Annotated in this window: 29 protein-coding genes; all 29 read right to left on the bottom strand. The window is 58.7% G+C overall.

The annotated features are described in order from the left end of the window. Positions 1-28: 28 nt before the first annotated feature. Entirely contained in the window at positions 29-394 is a 366-nt protein-coding gene (gene rpsM, locus A3AC_RS0123130) for a 30S ribosomal protein S13 (protein WP_006052223.1), read from the bottom strand. 41 nt (positions 395-435) lie between these two features. After that, positions 436-552 carry a 50S ribosomal protein L36 gene (gene rpmJ, locus A3AC_RS0123125; protein ID WP_004199844.1) on the bottom strand — a complete coding sequence of 39 codons (117 nt, stop codon included), beginning with the start codon at positions 550-552 and terminating at the stop codon, positions 436-438. A 20-nt stretch (positions 553-572) separates the two neighbouring features. After that, positions 573-791: a translation initiation factor IF-1 gene (gene infA / locus A3AC_RS0123120; RefSeq protein WP_004521905.1), complete on the bottom strand. Its 219-nt coding sequence runs from the start codon at positions 789-791 to the stop codon at positions 573-575. Between the two features lie 8 nt (positions 792-799). Further along, the gene (gene secY / locus A3AC_RS0123115; protein WP_025601778.1) at positions 800-2,146 is read right to left on the bottom strand and encodes a preprotein translocase subunit SecY; all 1,347 of its coding nucleotides are present in this window, start codon (positions 2,144-2,146) and stop codon (positions 800-802) included. Positions 2,147-2,192: 46 nt separating this feature from the next. Next, positions 2,193-2,627 (bottom strand): 50S ribosomal protein L15, encoded by a 435-nt coding sequence (rplO, locus tag A3AC_RS0123110; RefSeq protein WP_020070585.1) that lies wholly within the window; start codon positions 2,625-2,627, stop codon positions 2,193-2,195. A 29-nt stretch (positions 2,628-2,656) separates the two neighbouring features. Continuing rightward, the gene (gene rpmD / locus A3AC_RS0123105) at positions 2,657-2,839 is read right to left on the bottom strand and encodes a 50S ribosomal protein L30 (RefSeq protein WP_006052220.1); all 183 of its coding nucleotides are present in this window, start codon (positions 2,837-2,839) and stop codon (positions 2,657-2,659) included. A gap of 10 nt (positions 2,840-2,849) precedes the next feature. Further along, a complete protein-coding gene (gene rpsE, locus A3AC_RS0123100; protein WP_013340735.1) occupies positions 2,850-3,368 on the bottom strand; it encodes a 30S ribosomal protein S5 in 519 nt (172 codons plus the stop codon). A gap of 14 nt (positions 3,369-3,382) precedes the next feature. Beyond that, positions 3,383-3,748 (bottom strand): 50S ribosomal protein L18, encoded by a 366-nt coding sequence (rplR, locus tag A3AC_RS0123095; RefSeq protein WP_006052218.1) that lies wholly within the window; start codon positions 3,746-3,748, stop codon positions 3,383-3,385. Between the two features lie 12 nt (positions 3,749-3,760). Further along, positions 3,761-4,291, bottom strand: a complete 531-nt coding sequence (gene rplF / locus A3AC_RS0123090) for a 50S ribosomal protein L6 (protein ID WP_006052217.1) — start codon at positions 4,289-4,291, stop codon at positions 3,761-3,763. An 18-nt stretch (positions 4,292-4,309) separates the two neighbouring features. Next, positions 4,310-4,705 carry a 30S ribosomal protein S8 gene (gene rpsH, locus A3AC_RS0123085; protein WP_006052216.1) on the bottom strand — a complete coding sequence of 132 codons (396 nt, stop codon included), beginning with the start codon at positions 4,703-4,705 and terminating at the stop codon, positions 4,310-4,312. A gap of 14 nt (positions 4,706-4,719) precedes the next feature. Continuing rightward, positions 4,720-5,025: a 30S ribosomal protein S14 gene (gene rpsN / locus A3AC_RS0123080; RefSeq protein WP_013340737.1), complete on the bottom strand. Its 306-nt coding sequence runs from the start codon at positions 5,023-5,025 to the stop codon at positions 4,720-4,722. A gap of 7 nt (positions 5,026-5,032) precedes the next feature. Then, entirely contained in the window at positions 5,033-5,572 is a 540-nt protein-coding gene (gene rplE, locus A3AC_RS0123075; protein WP_006052214.1) for a 50S ribosomal protein L5, read from the bottom strand. A gap of 17 nt (positions 5,573-5,589) precedes the next feature. Continuing rightward, positions 5,590-5,898, bottom strand: a complete 309-nt coding sequence (gene rplX, locus A3AC_RS0123070; RefSeq protein ID WP_025601772.1) for a 50S ribosomal protein L24 — start codon at positions 5,896-5,898, stop codon at positions 5,590-5,592. A 9-nt stretch (positions 5,899-5,907) separates the two neighbouring features. Next, complete coding sequence (gene rplN / locus A3AC_RS0123065; RefSeq protein ID WP_006052212.1) at positions 5,908-6,276, bottom strand: 50S ribosomal protein L14; 369 nt, start codon at positions 6,274-6,276, stop codon at positions 5,908-5,910. 289 nt (positions 6,277-6,565) lie between these two features. Continuing rightward, positions 6,566-6,838, bottom strand: coding sequence for a 30S ribosomal protein S17 (rpsQ, locus tag A3AC_RS0123060; RefSeq protein WP_007180129.1), 273 nt, complete (start codon positions 6,836-6,838; stop codon positions 6,566-6,568). Then, positions 6,835-7,029, bottom strand: coding sequence for a 50S ribosomal protein L29 (rpmC, locus tag A3AC_RS0123055; RefSeq protein ID WP_007180130.1), 195 nt, complete (start codon positions 7,027-7,029; stop codon positions 6,835-6,837). The genes rpsQ and rpmC overlap by 4 nt, the downstream gene beginning before the upstream one ends. Positions 7,030-7,039: 10 nt before the next feature. Next, positions 7,040-7,456, bottom strand: coding sequence for a 50S ribosomal protein L16 (rplP, locus tag A3AC_RS0123050; RefSeq protein ID WP_013340739.1), 417 nt, complete (start codon positions 7,454-7,456; stop codon positions 7,040-7,042). A gap of 2 nt (positions 7,457-7,458) precedes the next feature. Continuing rightward, positions 7,459-8,265 (bottom strand): 30S ribosomal protein S3, encoded by an 807-nt coding sequence (gene rpsC / locus A3AC_RS0123045; protein WP_012434570.1) that lies wholly within the window; start codon positions 8,263-8,265, stop codon positions 7,459-7,461. Between the two features lie 11 nt (positions 8,266-8,276). Next, on the bottom strand, positions 8,277-8,609 hold the full coding sequence (gene rplV / locus A3AC_RS0123040; RefSeq protein WP_007180133.1) for a 50S ribosomal protein L22: 333 nt from the start codon (positions 8,607-8,609) through the stop codon (positions 8,277-8,279). A gap of 7 nt (positions 8,610-8,616) precedes the next feature. Beyond that, the gene (rpsS, locus tag A3AC_RS0123035) at positions 8,617-8,892 is read right to left on the bottom strand and encodes a 30S ribosomal protein S19 (RefSeq protein ID WP_004199273.1); all 276 of its coding nucleotides are present in this window, start codon (positions 8,890-8,892) and stop codon (positions 8,617-8,619) included. A 10-nt stretch (positions 8,893-8,902) separates the two neighbouring features. Continuing rightward, positions 8,903-9,730: a 50S ribosomal protein L2 gene (rplB, locus tag A3AC_RS0123030; protein WP_025601735.1), complete on the bottom strand. Its 828-nt coding sequence runs from the start codon at positions 9,728-9,730 to the stop codon at positions 8,903-8,905. A gap of 2 nt (positions 9,731-9,732) precedes the next feature. Next, complete coding sequence (rplW, locus tag A3AC_RS0123025) at positions 9,733-10,047, bottom strand: 50S ribosomal protein L23 (protein WP_007180135.1); 315 nt, start codon at positions 10,045-10,047, stop codon at positions 9,733-9,735. Next, positions 10,044-10,664 carry a 50S ribosomal protein L4 gene (rplD, locus tag A3AC_RS0123020; protein ID WP_007180136.1) on the bottom strand — a complete coding sequence of 207 codons (621 nt, stop codon included), beginning with the start codon at positions 10,662-10,664 and terminating at the stop codon, positions 10,044-10,046. Before rplD ends, rplW begins: the two co-directional genes overlap by 4 nt. Continuing rightward, positions 10,664-11,323: a 50S ribosomal protein L3 gene (gene rplC, locus A3AC_RS0123015; protein WP_035475723.1), complete on the bottom strand. Its 660-nt coding sequence runs from the start codon at positions 11,321-11,323 to the stop codon at positions 10,664-10,666. The genes rplD and rplC overlap by 1 nt, the downstream gene beginning before the upstream one ends. Positions 11,324-11,524: 201 nt before the next feature. Beyond that, positions 11,525-11,836 (bottom strand): 30S ribosomal protein S10, encoded by a 312-nt coding sequence (gene rpsJ / locus A3AC_RS0123010; protein WP_006998489.1) that lies wholly within the window; start codon positions 11,834-11,836, stop codon positions 11,525-11,527. A gap of 126 nt (positions 11,837-11,962) precedes the next feature. After that, on the bottom strand, positions 11,963-13,153 hold the full coding sequence (gene tuf, locus A3AC_RS0123005) for an elongation factor Tu (RefSeq protein ID WP_025601727.1): 1,191 nt from the start codon (positions 13,151-13,153) through the stop codon (positions 11,963-11,965). 47 nt (positions 13,154-13,200) lie between these two features. Continuing rightward, positions 13,201-15,303, bottom strand: a complete 2,103-nt coding sequence (fusA, locus tag A3AC_RS0123000; protein WP_025601726.1) for an elongation factor G — start codon at positions 15,301-15,303, stop codon at positions 13,201-13,203. A gap of 135 nt (positions 15,304-15,438) precedes the next feature. Next, on the bottom strand, positions 15,439-15,909 hold the full coding sequence (gene rpsG, locus A3AC_RS0122995) for a 30S ribosomal protein S7 (RefSeq protein ID WP_006053291.1): 471 nt from the start codon (positions 15,907-15,909) through the stop codon (positions 15,439-15,441). A 186-nt stretch (positions 15,910-16,095) separates the two neighbouring features. Continuing rightward, positions 16,096-16,476 carry a 30S ribosomal protein S12 gene (rpsL, locus tag A3AC_RS0122990; protein ID WP_006053290.1) on the bottom strand — a complete coding sequence of 127 codons (381 nt, stop codon included), beginning with the start codon at positions 16,474-16,476 and terminating at the stop codon, positions 16,096-16,098. Between the last annotated feature and the right edge of the window lie 214 nt (positions 16,477-16,690).

Genomic DNA, 16,690 nt, shown 5'->3' with positions numbered 1-16,690 from the left:
TACGTTTTCCTGTAACTGTCAGTTCCGCTTACTTCTTCAGCGATTGCGCTGCACGACGCGGACCCTTGCGCGTACGGGCATTCGTACGCGTGCGTTGGCCGCGCAGGGGCAAGCCCTTACGATGCCGCACACCACGGTAGCAGCCGAGGTCCATCAGGCGCTTGATGTTCATCGTCGTTTCACGGCGCAGATCGCCTTCAACGATGAACTTGCCGACTTCTTCACGCAGCTTTTCGAGGTCTGCGTCGTTCAGGTCTTTGACCTTCTTCGAAAATGCCACACCAGCAGCGACGCAAATGTCGCGCGAGCGCGTGCGGCCGATACCGTAAATAGCCGTCAGGCCGATTTCAGTATGCTGGTGATTCGGGATGTTAACCCCTGCGATACGAGCCATTGTTTTTCCTCAAACAAAAAGCGCAAGCAAAAGCGCGGCGTTCAGCCTTGACGCTGTTTGTGGCGCGGATCAGAGCTGCAAATCACGCGCACAACGCCTTTGCGCTTGATGATCTTGCAATTGCGGCAAATGCGCTTAACCGATGCCATCACTTTCATGATATTACCCTTTTTTCAAATCACTTCGCCCGGAACACGATCCGCGCACGCGACAGATCGTAAGGCGTCAATTCAACCGTCACCTTGTCGCCCGGCAGGATTCGGATGTAGTGCATCCGCATCTTGCCGGATATGTGTCCCAATACGACATGGCCGTTTTCCAGCTTCACCCTGAAGGTAGCGTTAGGCAGGTTTTCGATGACTTCACCCTGCATCTGGATAACATCGTCTTTGGCCATAAGTCCTTTCAACGCATCGGGACGCCGCCGCCTTTGAAATTAGCTTTCTTCAGCAGCGATTCATACTGTTGCGACATAACGTACGACTGCACCTGCGCCATGAAATCCATTGTGACGACGACAATGATCAGCAGCGACGTTCCACCAAAATAAAACGGCACGTTCCAGCGCAGCACCAGAAACTCGGGCAGCAGGCAAACGAACACGATGTAGATCGCACCGGCCAGCGTCAGACGCGTGAGGATGCGGTCGATGTATCGCGCTGTTTGATCGCCCGGGCGGATGCCAGGAACGAAAGCGCCACTCTTTTTCAGGTTGTCGGCCGTCTCTCTGCTGTTGAACACCAGTGCGGTGTAGAAAAAGCAGAAGAAAACGATCGCCAACGCGTACAGCAACACGTACACGGGTTGACCGGGCTTGAGGGCTTCGGCCACATTGTGCAGCGTGTCTGCGAACCAGCCGGTGCGCGACCCCGAACTAAACCAGTTCAGGATGGTTGCCGGGAAGAGAATGATCGACGACGCAAAGATCGGCGGAATCACACCCGACATGTTCAACTTCAGCGGCAGATGCGAAGACTGACCGCCGTAAATCTTGTTACCGACTTGCCGCTTGGCGTAGTTCACAAGAATCTTGCGCTGGCCGCGTTCAATGAACACCACCAGATACGTCACAGCAGCGATCAGCGCGACGACGATAATCGCCGAGATGATGCTCATCGAGCCGGTTCGCACCAGTTCGAAAAGACCACCGATCGCATTCGGGAAACCCGCTGCAATCCCGCCGAAAATGATGATCGAGATACCGTTGCCAAGTCCGCGCTCCGTGATCTGCTCACCCAGCCACATCAGGAACATCGTGCCCGTCACCAGCGTCACGACCGTCGTCAACCGAAAAACCATTCCCGGATCGATCACGAGAGCCGGCTGGTTTTCCAAGGCCACGGCGATGCCGAATGCCTGGAACGTCGCCAGCAAGACTGTGAAGATACGCGTGTACTGCGTGATCTTCCGCTGCCCTGCCTGCCCTTCCTTCTTCAGCGCTTCCAGCTGCGGCGAAACAATTGCCAGCAACTGCATGATGATCGATGCCGAGATATAAGGCATGATCCCAAGCGCGAAGATCGTGAACCGCGAAAGTGCGCCACCCGAGAACATGTTGAACATGCCAAGGATGCCGCCCGACTGGCTTTGGAACAACTTTGCCAGTTGGTCCGGGTCAATACCCGGCACCGGAATGTGCGCGCCGATACGGTAGACGATCAGCGCCAGCAGCAGAAACACTGCCCGCCGACGCAGATCGCCAAACTTCGCCGCGCTGCGACCGGGTTTTGCGAGACTCGGGCTGTTAGCCAAGTACCTTCTCCGATGCAAATGCTAGTGACGGCAAATAACTTGCGCGTTACTCGGCAAAAGAGCCGCCGGCTGCTTCGATAGCAGCGCGCGCACCCTTCGTCGCACCCAGACCCTTCACAACGATCTTGCGCTTCAGCTCGCCCGTCGCGATGATCTTGGCGCTCTTGATCAGCTCGCCAACCAGGCCGGCTTGCTTCAGAGCCAGCAGATCGATTTCGTCGACCGGCAGCTTTTCCAGATCCGAGAGACGCACTTCACCGACGAATTCCTTCGTCAGCGAGGTGAAACCACGCTTCGGCAGGCGACGTTGCAGCGGCATTTGACCGCCTTCGAAGCCAACCTTGTGAAAGCCGCCCGAACGCGACTTCTGACCCTTGTGACCACGGCCAGCGGTCTTGCCGAGGCCGGAGCCGATGCCGCGACCAACGCGACGCTTTGCGTGCTTCGCGCCTTCAGCCGGCTTCAGGTTATTCAATTCCATTATCAACTCCTTGAGTCCTGGTCAGCCGCTTAGCTGATGACCTTAACGAGGTACGAAACCTTGTTGATCATGCCGCGCACGGCCGGCGTGTCCTGCAACTCGCTAACCGAGTTGAGTCGGCGCAGGCCCAAGCCACGCACCGTTGCACGATGCGTCTCACGGGTGCCGATCAGGCTCTTGACGAGCTGGACCTTGACAGTTTTTTCAGACATGGTGTCCACCTTAGCCCAGAATATCTTCGACGGACTTGCCGCGCTTCGCCGCGATATCGCTCGGGGTGGACTGCTTGCGCAGACCGTCGAGCGTTGCACGAACGAGGTTGTACGGGTTCGTCGAACCGTGGCTCTTGGCCACAACGTTCTGCACGCCCATCACGTCGAACACTGCGCGCATCGGGCCGCCAGCGATCACACCGGTACCGTCCTTCGCCGGAGCGAGGAGAACCATCGATGCGCCGTGCTTACCGTGCACTTCGTGCTGCAGGGTACCGTTCTTCAGCGGCACCTTGAACATGTTGCGGCGGGCTTGTTCCATCGCCTTCTGGACAGCGACCGGCACTTCCTTCGCCTTGCCCTTGCCCATACCGACGCGGCCATCACCGTCGCCAACCACGGTCAGTGCGGCGAAGCCGAGAATACGGCCACCCTTCACGACCTTGGTCACGCGGTTGACCGAAATCATCTTTTCGCGCAGGCCGTCGTCGCGTTCGTCAGCCTGAACTTTCGCTTGCATCTTTGCCATGACGAATTCTTCCCTTAGAACTTGAGTCCGGCTTCGCGCGCCGCATCAGCCAGCGCTTTCACGCGGCCGTGGTAACGGAAACCCGAACGGTCGAAGGCGACGGATTCGATGCCGGCAGCCTTAGCCTTTTCTGCAATGCGCTTGCCGATCAGCGTAGCAGCGGCGACGTTACCGCCCTTGCCCGTTTGATCAGCCAGTTGCGCACGCACTTCGGCCTCGAGCGTCGACGCGCTGGCGAGCACCTTGGTGCCGCACGGCGAGAACACTTGCGCATAGATGTGCGTGTTCGTGCGATGCACGGCGAGACGCGCGACCTGCAGCTCAGCGATCTTGATACGCGTCTGACGAGCGCGGCGCAGGCGAGATTGAGTCTTATCCATGATTGCGCACCCTTACTTCTTCTTCGTTTCTTTGAGGATCACGACCTCGTTGGCGTAGCGCACACCCTTGCCCTTGTAGGGCTCCGGCGGGCGATAGCCGCGCACTTCTGCAGCGACCTGGCCAACTTTCTGCTTGTCGATCCCCTTGATCACGATTTCGGTTTGCGACGGGGTTTCAGCCTTCACGCCTTCCGGCATCTGGTGCACCACGGGGTGCGAGAAACCCAGCGACAGGTTCAACTTGTCGCCTTGCGCCTGCGCGCGATAACCAACGCCAACCAGCGTCAGCTTGCGCTCGAAACCCTTCGTCACGCCGTTCACCATGTTCGCAACCAGTGCGCGCATCGTGCCCGACATCGCATTCGCTTCGCGGCTTTCGTCAACCGGCTCGATCTTCAGAATGCCGTTGTCGTTCACCACTTTCACGAGGCGGTTTGCCGCCTGCGTAATCGTACCCAGCGGGCCCTTAACGGTGATGCGATCATCGCTCAGGGCCACTTCTGCGCCTTGCAGCGCGATCGGGCTCTTACCTACTCGAGACATGTTTCTCTCCTTTCGGCCTTAAGCGACGTAGCAGATGACTTCGCCGCCAACGCCCGTTGCGCGCGCCTTGCGGTCCGTCATCACGCCCTTCGGCGTCGACACGATTGCCACGCCGAGGCCATTCATGACCACGGGGATGTCGTTACGGCCGCGGTACACACGCAGACCAGGCTTCGAGACGCGTTCAATGCGTTCGATGACCGGACGGCCGGCGTAGTACTTCAACACGATGTTCAATTCAGACTTCGCACCTTCGGACTTCACTGCGAAATCGTCGATATAACCTTCGTCCTTAAGGACCTGCGCAATCGCAACCTTGACTTTCGACGAGGGCATAGTCACCGAGACTTTCTCAACCATCTGCGCGTTGCGGATGCGAGTCAGCATATCGGCGATAGGATCACTCATGCTCATTTATGTTTCTCCTATTACCAGCTCGCCTTGGTCAGGCCAGGGATCTCGCCGCGGAACGCGATTTCGCGAATCTTGTTACGCGCCAGCCCGAATTTACGGAACGTACCGCGCGGACGACCAGTAATTGCGCAACGATTGCGCTTACGGGTCGGGTTAGAGTTGCGCGGCAGTTGTTGCAGTTCAAGACGTGCTGCGTAATGCTCTTCGTCCGACTTGCTCATATCGCTAATGATCGCTTTCAACTCTGCACGCTTGGGCGCGTACTTAGCAGCGAGGCGAGCACGCTTCTTTTCACGTTCGATCAGTGCCAGTTTAGCCACGGTAACCTCAGTTTCTGAACGGGAACTTGAAGCTGGCGAGCAGAGCCTTTGCTTCGTCGTCGGTCTTCGCAGTCGTCGTGATGCTGATGTTCAGCCCACGCAGTGCGTCGATCTTGTCGTAGTCGATTTCGGGGAAAATGATCTGCTCTTTCACACCGATGTTGTAGTTGCCGCGACCGTCGAACGCACGACCCGACACGCCACGGAAGTCACGCACACGCGGGAGCGCGACCGTCACGAAACGGTCCAGAAATTCGTACATTGCCTGACCACGCAGCGTGACCATTGCACCGATCGGGTAGCCCTGACGGATCTTGAAGCCAGCGATTGCCTTGCGTGCCTTCGTGATCACCGGCTTCTGGCCTGCGATCTTCGTCAGGTCGCCAACGGCGTTCTCGATGATCTTCTTGTCAGCAACCGCTTCGCCAAGGCCCATGTTCAGGGTGATCTTGGTGATGCGCGGCACTTCCATCACGGACTTGTAACCGAACTTCTCGATGAGGCCGGGCACAACCTTTTCTTTGTAAAACTCTTGCAAACGAGCCATTTTTTTACTCCGCAGCGTCAGGCGCTCAGCACGGCACCGGTCGTCTTAAGGAAACGGACTTTCTTGTCTCCCTCGACCTTGATGCCTACACGCGACGCCTTGCCATTCGCGTCGACCAATGCGACGTTCGAAATTTGCAGCGGCATCGTCTTGGCTTCCACGCCACCCGTCGTACCCTTCATCGGGTTCGGCTTGACGTGCTTCTTGACGAGGTTAATGCCCTCGACAGTGACCTTGCCTTCGCCAACGGACAGCACGACGCCGCGCTTGCCTTTATCTTTGCCGGTGATGACGATAACTTCGTCACCTTTGCGAATCTTGTTCATCGCGACTCCTTACAGCACTTCAGGTGCCAGCGAAACGATCTTCATGAATCGTTCGCTGCGCAACTCGCGCGTGACAGGCCCGAAAATACGGGTGCCAATAGGTTCGAGCTTGGCATTCAACAACACTGCGGCGTTGCCGTCGAACTTGATCAGCGAGCCGTCCTGACGGCGCACGCCCTTGGCGGTGCGAACCACCACGGCGTTATAAATTTCGCCTTTCTTCACGCGCCCGCGCGGCGTTGCTTCTTTGACGGTCACCTTGATGATGTCGCCAATGCTGGCATAACGACGCTTCGAGCCGCCGAGCACCTTGATGCACATGACTTCACGCGCACCCGTGTTGTCGGCCACTTCAAGCCGAGTTTCGGTCTGGATCATGGTTTATCATTCCCAACTTAATCCGGTCGCACCACCATGGCGCACCCGGTCAGTCTTGGTCCCGTCAGCCAATCGGCTGCTTGGGTTAGAACAGCAGCGACGGCAAACGAAACCCGCCATCGCAATCCGGTGAATCCTTCGGGACAGGCTGGCGCCTGAACCGCTTCCCCCACCAACTTCGCCCGCGACGGGGCTCCCATAAAGAGGGAAGACCGAGATTATAACAAATAATCTCGGTCTTGCAAGCGAAATCTACTGCGATTTCAACAACTTCTACAACTCCGCGGCGTCAGATGACGCGAGCAGCCTCGACCAGGCGAGCCACAACCCAAGCCTTCGTCTTCGAAATCGGACGAGTTTCCTGGATTTCAACGAGGTCGCCCTCGTTGTACGTGTTCGCGTCGTCGTGCGCGTGGTACTTCTTCGAGCGCACAACGTACTTGCCGTAAATCGGGTGCTTCACGCGGTGCTCAACCAGCACGGTGACCGTCTTGTCCATCTTGTTGCTGACGACCTTGCCGACCAGCGTCCGCTTGAGCGAGGTTTTTACGCTATCGTTCATTTCTGGTTCGCCTTCTCAGTCAGGACGGTCCGCACACGTGCGATGTCGCGACGAACCTTCTTCAGCTGGCTCGTGTTCGTGAGCTGCTGGGTCGCGAGTTGCATGCGCAGGCCGAATTGCGCCTTCAGCAGGTCCGACAGCTCCTTGTTGAGCGCGGCCTGATCTTTCTGGTGAAGTTCGGAAGCCTTCATCATTTGCTCCTTAGGCGCCGAGCTGACGCACGATGAACGTCGTCTTCAGCGGCAGCTTGGCTGCAGCCAGACGGAACGCTTCGCGTGCCAGCTCTTCGGTTACGCCGTCCATTTCGTACAGCATCTTGCCCGGTTGAATCTCTGCGACGTAGTACTCAGGGTTACCTTTACCGTTACCCATACGCACTTCCGCCGGCTTGTGCGAGATCGGCTTGTCCGGGAAGATACGGATCCAGATGCGGCCACCACGCTTGATGTGACGCGTCATTGCACGACGTGCCGCTTCAATCTGGCGCGCGGTCAGGCGACCACGACCGATAGCCTTCAGGCCGAACTCACCGAACGACACCGCGTTACCGCGGGTTGCGACGCCGGTGTTACGACCCTTCTGCTCTTTGCGATACTTTCTGCGTTTCGGTTGCAGCATCGTTATTCTCCAGTCTTCCCGTCGCCGCCGGCACCGCCAGCACGACGAGGAGCGCCACGGCGTGCACCTGCCGGGCCACCACCTTCACCATCGCGACGCGGACGGCGATCGCCACCCGGACGTGCGTTGCGGCGCGGACGCTTTTCTTCGGCGACTTCTTCAACCACCGGTGCGTCGTTGCGGCCGAGCGTGTCGCCCTTGTAGACCCACACTTTCACGCCGATGATGCCGTACGTCGTCTTCGCTTCCGAGGTTGCGTAGTCGATATCAGCACGCAGCGTATGAAGCGGCACGCGACCTTCGCGATACCATTCCGTACGCGCGATTTCGATACCGTTCAGACGGCCAGCGCTCATGATCTTGATGCCTTGAGCACCCAGACGCATTGCGTTTTGCATCGCACGCTTCATCGCGCGGCGGAACATGATCCGGCGCTCGAGCTGTTGCGTGATCGAATCAGCGATCAGTTGCGCGTCGGTTTCCGGCTTGCGAATTTCTTCGATGTTGACGTGAACCGGAACGCCCATGCGCTTTTGCAGCTCGGACTTCAGCAGTTCAATGTCTTCACCCTTCTTGCCGATCACGACACCCGGACGCGAGCTGAAAATCGTGATGCGCGCGTTCTTTGCAGGACGCTCGATCACCACGCGGCCGACGGACGCGTTCTTCAGCTTCTTCTTCAGGTATTCACGAACACCGATGTCTTCCTGCAACATCGCCGCGAAATTGTTGTTGTTCGCGTACCAACGCGACGCCCAATTGCGGCTGACGGCCAAACGGAAGCCAGTCGGATGAATTTTCTGTCCCATCGTATGACCCCTTAATTCCCGACCGTCACAGTGATGTGACAGGATTGCTTCTCGATGCGGTTACCGCGGCCTTTAGCGCGCGCGGTGAAACGCTTGAGCGACGCAGCCTTGTCGATGTAGATGCTCGTAATCTTGAGCTCATCGATATCGGCGCCTTCGTTGTGCTCCGCATTCGCGATCGCCGACAGCACGACCTTTTTCACGATTCCCGCAGCCTTCTTCGGCGAGAACGTCAGAACGTTCAGCGCCTTGTCGACCGGCAAACCGCGGATCTGGTCAGCCACAAGGCGCGTTTTCTGCGCCGAGATGCGGGCACCGCGATGAATTGCTTTCACTTCCATCATGAGCCCCTTATTTCTTAGCCTTCTTGTCGGCTGCATGACCCTTGAACGTACGGGTCAGTGCGAACTCGCCAAGCTTGTGGCCGACCATGTTTTCCGAGATGTACACCGGAACGTGTTGACGGCCGTTGTGAACGGCGATCGTCAGACCGATGAAATCCGGGAGGATCGTCGAGCGACGCGACCAGGTTTTGATCGGCTTCTTATCCCGCGAAGCTGCTGCCGCCTCAACTTTCTTCAGCAAATGGGCGTCGCAGAACGGACCTTTTTTTACAGAACGTGCCATTGCCTACTCCTTAACGCTTGTGACGGCGCTGGACGATCATGCTCGTCGTGCGCTTGTTGCTGCGGGTGCGATAACCCTTAGCAGGCGTGCCCCACGGGCTCACCGGATCGCGACCTGCAGCCGTCTTGCCTTCACCACCACCGTGCGGGTGATCGACCGGGTTCATTGCAACGCCGCGCACCGTCGGGCGGATACCACGCCAGCGGTTTGCGCCAGCCTTACCGATTTGACGGAGGCTATGCTCTTCGTTGCCAACTTCACCAATCGTCGCGCGGCACTCAACGTGGACGCGGCGAATTTCACCTGAGCGCAGGCGGACCTGTGCGTAGATGCCTTCACGAGCCAGCAGCATCGCCGACGTGCCAGCCGAACGCGCCATTTGCGCGCCCTTGCCCGGCAGCATTTCAATGCAGTGAATCGTCGTACCGACCGGAATGTTGCGGATCGGCAGCGTGTTGCCTGCGCGGATCGGCGCTTCGGAACCCGACATCAGTTGCTGGCCGACGGTGAGACCCTTCGGAGCGATGATGTAACGACGTTCGCCGTCTGCGTACAGAACCAGCGCAATGTTCGCGCTACGATTCGGGTCGTACTCGAGGCGCTCCACCTTCGCTGCGATGCCGTCCTTATTGCGACGGAAATCGACGACACGGTAGTGATGCTTATGACCACCACCCTTGTGACGCGTGGTGATGTGACCATTGTTGTTACGGCCGGCGGTCGAGGACTGCGAGTCGAGCAGCGGTGCAAACGGCTTGCCCTTGTACAGATCCTTGTTGACCACCTTCACCATCGCGCGGCGACCCGGCGAAGTCGGCTTAACTTTAACGATTGCCATGATTACTTGGCCTCCGCTTCAAAGTTGATTTCCTGGCCGGGCTTCAGGCAGACGTACGCCTTCTTCACGTCCTTGCGCTTGCCCATGAAGCGGCCAAAGCGCTTGGCTTTGCCCTTCGAGACCAGCACGTTGACGGAATTGACTTCCACCTTGAACAGCAGCTCGACTGCAGCCTTCACTTCCTGCTTCGTAGCATCGGGCGCGACTTCGAACACAACTTGCTCGTTCTTGTCGGCCACCAGCGTCGCCTTTTCGGAGATCACCGGCGCGAGCAGGACCTGCATCAAACGATGATCGTTTTTGCGAATCTCGCTCATGACAGCAACTCCTCGATCTGGGCGACCGCAGCCTTCGTGATCAGGATCTTCTTGAAGTAGATCAGCGACAGCGGGTCGGCGTAACGCGGCTCGACAACCGCCACGTGGGCGAGGTTGCGCGACGCGAGGTACAGGTTTTCGTCAACCGTGTCGGTAATCACCAGCACGGAGTCGAGACCCATCGCCTTGAATTTTTCGGCCAGCAGCTTGGTCTTCGGCGCCTCGAGCGTCAGCTCGTCGACCACCGAGATACGGCCTTCGCGGGCCAGCTGCGAGAAGATCGAGCAGAGACCTGCGCGATGCATCTTCTTATTGACCTTGTGCGAAAAGTTTTCTTCCGGCGAATTCGGGAAGATCCGGCCACCGCCGCGCCACAACGGGCTCGACGACATACCGGCACGGGCGCGGCCCGTACCCTTCTGGCGCCACGGCTTCTTGGTCGTGTGCTTGACTTGCTCACGGTCCTTCTGCGCGCGGTTGCCGCTACGGGCATTCGCTTGATACGCCACCACGACCTGGTGAATCAGGGCTTCGTTGTAGTCACGGCCGAACACGACGTCCGACGCGCTAACGCCTGCACCTTCCTGACCATTGGCATTCAGGAGCTTAAGTTCCATTATTTCGCTCCTTTCACGGCACGCGTCTTCACGGCCGGCGTAACGAATACCTTGCCACCCTTCGCACCCGGAACGGCGCCCTTGACCAGCAACAGGTTGCGGTCAGCGTCGATACGAGCGATCTCGAGGTTTTGCACCGTTACCGTTTCGTCACCCATGTGACCGGTCATGCGCTTGCCCGGGAAAACACGACCCGGATCCTGCGCCATACCGATCGAGCCCGGCACGTTGTGCGAGCGCGAGTTACCGTGCGATGCACGGCCGGATGCGAAGTTGTAACGCTTGATGGTACCGGCGTAGCCCTTACCGATCGACACGCCTTGCACGTCGACCTTCTGGCCCACTTCGAACAGGTCAGGACCGACCACGGCGCCGTTCGACAACTCGGCTGCCTTAGCGGCGTCGATCTGGAATTCTTTGAGGATTTCACCGGCTTGAACACCGGCTTTGGCGAGATGACCGGCCAACGGCTTCGTCACACGCGATGCACGGCGCGTACCGAATGCAACCTGCACGGCCGTGTAGCCGTCGGTTTCAACAGTCTTGATCTGCGTCACGCGGTTGTCGGACACGTCCAGCACGGTAACGGGAATCGAATCCCCTTCAGCCGTGAAGATACGGGTCATGCCAACCTTGCGACCTACGAGTCCAAGGCTCATCGTTTTCTCCATTCCCGACTGCGATTGGTCGGGGCTAATTTACAAAATGCCGGTGCCGTTTCGGGCGTGAAACCACGCTGCAGCACACCGACTTTTTTGCGCAAATGCGCGAAAAGCCTTGCATTATAGCGAGGCTTTTCGTTTTCCGCAAGCAATCAAAGACTTAGCGTTGCCTACGCGAGCGGGCAACGCCTGAGAGCCTTATTGCAGCTTGATTTCGACGTCCACGCCAGCCGGCAGATCGAGCTTCATCAGCGCGTCGACGGTCTTGTCCGTCGGGTCGACGATGTCCATCAGGCGTTGGTGGGTACGGATCTCGAGCTGATCGCGCGACGTCTTGTTGACGTGCGGCGAACGCAGGATGTCGAAGCGTTGAATGCGCGTGGGCAGGGGCACCGGACCACGAACGATTGCGCCAGTCCGCTTCGCCGTGTCGACGATTTCAGCAGCCGACTGGTCGATCAGGCGATAGTCGAAAGCCTTCAGGCGAATACGGATTTTCTGGTTCTGCATGACAATTCCTTGGAAAGAGCGAGGCGGTATTGCGCCGCCAGATAGTAAAAGAACGTAGAGCCGGGCGGCCGCCTGGGGCGGGCGCCCGGCTCCGGGCACCACTTACTGCAAAGCGAATCCGCGATTTTACTCGAGAATCTTGGCAACGACACCTGCGCCGACGGTACGGCCGCCTTCGCGGATAGCGAAGCGCAGACCTTCTTCCATCGCGATCGGGTTGATCAGCTTCACCGTGATCGACACGTTGTCGCCCGGCATGACCATTTCCTTGTCCTTCGGCAGCTCGATCGAGCCCGTCACGTCCGTCGTACGGAAGTAGAACTGCGGACGGTAGTTGTTGAAGAANGGCGTGTGGCGGCCGCCTTCGTCCTTGCTCAGCACNTACACCTCTGCCGTGAAGTGCGTGTGCGGGTTGATCGAACCCGGCTTGGCCAGCACCTGGCCACGCTCCACGTCTTCGCGCTTCGTGCCGCGCAGCAGGATACCCACGTTGTCGCCCGCCTGACCCTGGTCGAGCAGCTTGCGGAACATTTCCACGCCCGTGCAGGTCGTCTTCACCGTCGGCTTGATACCGACAATCTCGATTTCCTCGCCGACCTTGATGACGCCGCGCTCAACGCGACCCGTCACCACCGTGCCGCGACCCGAGATCGAGAACACGTCTTCCACCGGCATCAGGAACGTNCCGTCCACTGCGCGCTCCGGCGTCGGGATGTACGTGTCCAGTGCGTCGGCCAGGTTCATGATCGCCACTTCGCCCAGCTCGCCCTTGTCGCCTTCCAGCGCCAGCTTGGCCGAACCCTTGATGATCGGCGTGTCGTCGCCCGGGAAGTCGTACTTCGACAGAAGTTCGCGCACTTCCATCTCGACCAGCTCCAGCAGCTCGGCGTCGTCCACCATGTCGCACTTGTTCAGGAACACGATGATGTACGGCACACCGACCTGACGCGCCAGCAGGATGTGCTCACGCGTTTGCGGCATCGGGCCGTCAGCGGCCGAGCATACCAGGATTGCGCCGTCCATCTGCGCGGCGCCCGTGATCATGTTCTTCACATAGTCAGCGTGGCCCGGGCAGTCGACGTGTGCGTAGTGGCGGTTAGCCGTTTCGTACTCGACGTGCGCGGTGTTGATCGTGATACCACGTGCCTTTTCTTCCGGCGCCGCGTCGATCTGGTCGTATGCCTTCGCTTCGCCGCCGAACTTCTGCGTCAGAACCGTCGTGATCGCTGCCGTCAGCGTGGTCTTGCCGTGGTCAACGTGACCGATCGTGCCGACGTTCACGTGCGGCTTGGTCCGTTCGAATTTACCTTTAGCCATGTTTCTCTTCTTTCAGAAAGTTAATCGTTGAATGACTTGCCGCGCGATTACTTCGACTTGGCGTTGATGATCGCTTCCGACACGTTACGCGGTGCTTCGGAGTAGTGCTTGAACTCCATCGTGTACGTTGCGCGACCTTGGGTCAGCGAACGCAGCGACGTGGAGTAGCCGAACATTTCCGACAGCGGCACTTCCGCGCGAACGATCTTGCCGCCGCCAACCATGTCTTCCATGCCCTGGACGATACCGCGACGGCCCGAGAGGTCGCCCATCACGTTGCCCATGTAGTCTTCCGGCGTTTCGACTTCCACCGCCATCATCGGTTCGAGGATGACCGGGTTTGCCTTGCGCATTGCTTCCTTGAAGGCCATCGAACCTGCCATGCGGAACGCATTTTCGTTCGAGTCAACGTCGTGGTACGAACCGAACGTCAGGTGAACCTTCACGTCAACGACCGGGAAGCCTGCCAGCACGCCTGCCTTCAGCGTTTCCTGGATACCCTTGTCGACTGCCGGAATGTATTCGCGCGGAATCACGCCGCCCTTGATCTCGTCGAGGAACTCGTAACCCTTGCCCTGCTCGTTCGGCTCCAGCGTGATCACAGCGTGACCGTACTGACCGCGGCCGCCCGACTGCTTGACGAACTTGCCGTCAACGTCGGCCGCCGTGCTGCGGATCGTTTCGCGGTAAGCCACTTGCGGCTTGCCGACGGTGGCTTCCACGCCGAACTCACGCTTCATCCGGTCGACCAGAATTTCGAGGTGGAGCTCGCCCATACCCGAAATGATGGTTTGACCCGATTCTTCGTCCGTCTGAACGCGGAACGACGGATCTTCCTGAGCAAGACGGTTCAGCGCCAGACCCATCTTTTCCTGGTCAGCCTTCGTCTTCGGCTCGACAGCCTGCGAAATCACCGGCTCCGGGAAAATCATGCGCTCGAGCACGATCGGGTTTTGCGGATCGCACAGCGTGTCGCCCGTGGTCGCTTCTTTCAGGCCGACTGCGGCAGCGATGTCGCCCGCGCGCACTTCCTTGATTTCTTCGCGCTGGTTCGCGTGCATCTGCAGAATACGGCCCAGACGTTCCTTCTTGTCTTTGGTCGCGTTCAGCACCGTGTCGCCCGAATTGACGACGCCCGAGTACACACGGAAGAAGATCAACTGGCCGACGAACGGGTCGGTCATGATCTTGAATGCCAGTGCCGAGAACTTCTCGTCGTCAGCAGCGCGGCGCTCGGCCTTTTCGCCGCTTTCCAGTTCGCCCGTAACCGGCGGAATGTCGATCGGCGACGGCAGGAAGTCCAGAACCGCGTCCAGCATACGCTGCACGCCCTTGTTCTTGAACGCGGTGCCGCACAGCATCGGCTGGATTTCGCAAGCGATGGTACGGTCGCGCAGGCCCTTGATGATTTCCGCTTCGGAGAGCTCGCCCTCTTCCAGGTACTTGTTCATCAGCTCTTCGCTCGACTCTGCAGCCGCTTCGATCATCTTTTCGCGCCACTCGTTGCAAGAATCGACCAGCTCAGCCGGGATCTCTTCGTACGAGAACTTGGTGCCCTGGGACGCGTCGTCCCAAATGATCGCCTTCATCTTCATCAGGTCGACGACGCCCGTGAAGTTTTCTTCCGCGCCGATAGGCACCACGACCGGAACCGGGTTGGCCTTCAGACGCAGCTTCAGCTGGTCGTAAACCTTGAAGAAGTTCGCGCCGGTACGGTCCATCTTGTTGATGAACGCGAGACGGGGAACCTTGTACTTGTTGGCCTGACGCCACACGGTTTCCGACTGGGGCTGCACGCCGCCCACTGCGCAGTAAACCATGCACGCGCCGTCGAGCACGCGCATCGAGCGCTCAACTTCAATCGTGAAGTCGACGTGACCCGGGGTGTCGATGATGTTGATGCGGTGCTCAGCGCGGTCGCCGGCCATGCCTTTCCAGAACGCCGTCGTAGCAGCCGACGTAATCGTGATGCCGCGTTCCTGCTCCTGCTCCATCCAGTCCATGGTGGCAGCGCCGTCGTGAACTTCACCAATCTTGTGGTTCACGCCGGTATAGAACAGGATGCGCTCGGTCGTCGTCGTTTTGCCGGCGTCGATGTGAGCGCTGATACCGATGTTACGGTAGCGCTCGATAGGTGTCTTGCGAGCCACTTTGATCCTCTATGGGGATGACGCGATGCGAGAAAATACCCATCGCGCTGTAACACAAACGGGCGAGGCGCTTTGTAAGCGCACCCGCCCGGAATTTCTTTCCGTTTTTGTCTGCTAGACCCGGTTTCGGGAAGCTTAGAAACGGAAATGCGAGAACGCCTTGTTGGCTTCTGCCATCCGGTGAACTTCGTCGCGCTTCTTCATTGCGCCGCCACGGCCTTCGGCCGCTTCGGAGAGTTCACCTGCCAGACGCAGGGCCATCGACTTCTCGCTGCGCTTCTTCGCGGCTTCACGCAGCCAACGCATCGCCAATGCCATACGACGCGACGGGCGCACTTCGACCGGAACCTGATAGTTCGCACCACCAACGCGGCGGCTCTTGACTTCGACCACCGGCTTGACGTTGTTGAGCGCTACCGTGAACACTTCCAGCGGGTCCTTGCCACCCTTGGTCTGGATCTGTTCGAAAGCGCCGTACACGATGCGCTCGGCAACCGACTTCTTGCCGGAGAGCATCAGCACGTTCATGAACTTAGCTACATCAACGTTACCGAACTTCGGATCCGGCAACACTTCCCGCTTGGGGACTTCGCGACGACGCGGCATGTTTCTTCCTTTAACTTTTCAGTTGGAGCTGGGTTGAACCCATCTAGCCCCGCGGCCACCAACTAACCCGATTCATCTTCAAGACTTACCAGCCTGGTCGGGTGACCACTTACTCGACAGTACCGGCGATTCCGGCACCACCGCTATTACCGCCTTTACAGGCGACCTGAACTGCTGACCGGCTGATTACTTGCCGGCCTTGGCGCGCTTCGCACCGTACTTCGAGCGAGCCTGCTTACGATCCTTGACGCCCTGGGTATCCAGCGAGCCGCGAACCATGTGGTAACGCACACCCGGCAAGTCCTTCACACGGCCGCCGCGAATCAGCACGACCGAGTGTTCCTGCAGGTTGTGGCCTTCACCACCGATGTACGAAATGACTTCGAAGCCGTTCGTGAGGCGCACCTTTGCAACCTTACGGAGTGCCGAGTTCGGCTTCTTCGGCGTCGTGGTGTACACACGGGTGCACACGCCGCGACGCTGGGGGCAGTCCTGCAAGGCCGGGCTCTTGCTCTTCGTCGTTTCCGACGTGCGGCCTTTGCGAACCAGTTGATTGATGGTTGGCATTGTTTATTCCTGAAATTGAACAAAATCGACGCATCTGTTTTCGGGCAAAGCGAAAACGCCTGCGCATCGAACTTCCGGCTTCGGTCACGAAGCATGCGGGCAGCGCCCGCGCGCAAGCATCCCAAGAACCGGAACCTAGCATAATATTCTGAAAACACTAAGTGAGTCAACAGGTTGCAATGCTTCGCAGACCTGCCTACCTCATCGGGCGACC

Source organism: Burkholderia sp. WSM2230 (assembly GCF_000472445.1).
Taxonomy (GTDB): Bacteria; Pseudomonadota; Gammaproteobacteria; order Burkholderiales; family Burkholderiaceae; genus Paraburkholderia.
This window is presented reverse-complemented; position numbering and strand designations above follow the sequence as displayed.